The organism is Oleiphilus sp. HI0043, from assembly GCF_001634935.1.
Map to the genome: position 1 here is coordinate 1 of NZ_LWEY01000153.1, position 1,516 is coordinate 1,516.

A 1,516-nucleotide genomic window follows, 5' to 3' on the forward strand; every position below is an offset into this window, starting at 1 on the left:
AACCTCTTGCTTGGATTCAAGTATCCAGTTAGCCGACTCGGATAAATCCAAGCATAGGTCGCTAACCTTAACCACACCATTGCAGGCCATAATCAGCGAACGCTGAATCGCATTATCAAGCTCTCGGACATTTCCCGGCCAATGGTATTGAGACAAGTAAGTCTCTACACCCTCACCAAACTCCATTTTTTCACGCTTCATTTTGCTAGAATGCTCAGCAAGCAAGCGTTTAGCCAGCGGCCAAATATCCATAGGACGCTCTCGCAAAGGCTTCCAGGCCATGGGAAACACGCTCAGACGATAATACAAATCTTCTCTAAACTTTCCTTCGTTTACGTACTCTTTTAAATCACGGTTTGTCGTCGCCAATACCCGTACATCCAAAGGAATCGCTTTTCTTCCGCCAACTCGCTCCACTTCACGTTCTTGCAGAACCCTAAGTAGTTTTGCCTGCAAGCCTAGATCCATTTCAGATATTTCATCTAGCAATAAGGTTCCGCCATTGGCAAGCTCAAACTTACCGGGCGAACTTGCATACGCGCCGGTAAAAGCCCCTTTCTCATGGCCAAACAGTGTTGCTTCTAGCATATTCTCTGGGATTGCTGCGCAATTCAAAGCAACAAAAGGTTTGTTCTTTCGCGATGATGACTCGTGAATATATCTCGCCAATACTTCTTTACCCGTACCACTTTCACCTGAAATCATTACTGTCGAATCAGATTCAGCAACTTTGCGAGCGACTTCAAAAAATTGCTTAGAGAATGGATCTTCAGCAACAGGCCCTTTCTCATCACTAGACTTTTCTTCAGATGTATCACCAAGCCCCAAAATTTTAATAATTGATTGAATTAAGGTTTTTGGTTCGAAAGGTTTTACTAAATAGTCTGCGGCACCACTTTGCATAGCTTCAACAGCCAGCTTAATTTGACCATAGGCAGTGATAAGCATCATCGGCAAACCAGGATATTTTAACTTAACCTGCTGCAAGAGCTCGTGGCCATCCATTCCCGGCATATTTACATCACTTATCACTACATCAAAATGCGCGTTTTCAAGCTCCTTCAATGCATTCTCAGCACAGTCCGCTTCTACGAAGCCCATCCCTGCAAGCTGTAATGTTGTACACAGTGCTTCTCTTAATTCCTTATCATCTTCCACAATTAATACTTTGGTCGCTGACATGACTTATTTACCTCTTAACACTGAGCAAAATTATTATTAGTAGGAGTAACATTAATTGACGGCAGGTCAATCATTGCAGTCACCCCTTTCTTGGATGAACGCATTCTGAAATTACCTTTATGCGCCTTAACAACAGACTGAACTACCGCCAGCCCAAGGCCAGTCCCTTTTTGCTTGGTTGTATAAAACGGTTCAAAAATCTTACTCCTGTGCTGGCCAGGAATACCAGGACCGCTATCTCTAATCACAAGACACACAGCCCCATCCTCCTTAACCCCAACACTAATCTTTATTGTTAATGGCGTTTCCTTGCTAACTGCAGAACATTCCCAAG

General features: G+C 43.6%; 2 protein-coding genes. Both read right to left on the bottom strand.

Annotation, left to right across the window (positions count from 1 at the left end; all coding sequences use genetic code 11):
* The coding region (locus A3729_RS02925; protein ID WP_068633115.1) for a sigma-54 dependent transcriptional regulator at positions 1 to 1,182 on the bottom strand (1,182 nt) is incomplete at its 3' end.
* 14 nt (positions 1,183 to 1,196) lie between these two features.
* A partial coding sequence (locus A3729_RS34330) for an ATP-binding protein (protein WP_156497599.1) occupies positions 1,197 to 1,516 on the bottom strand: 320 nt, incomplete at its 5' end.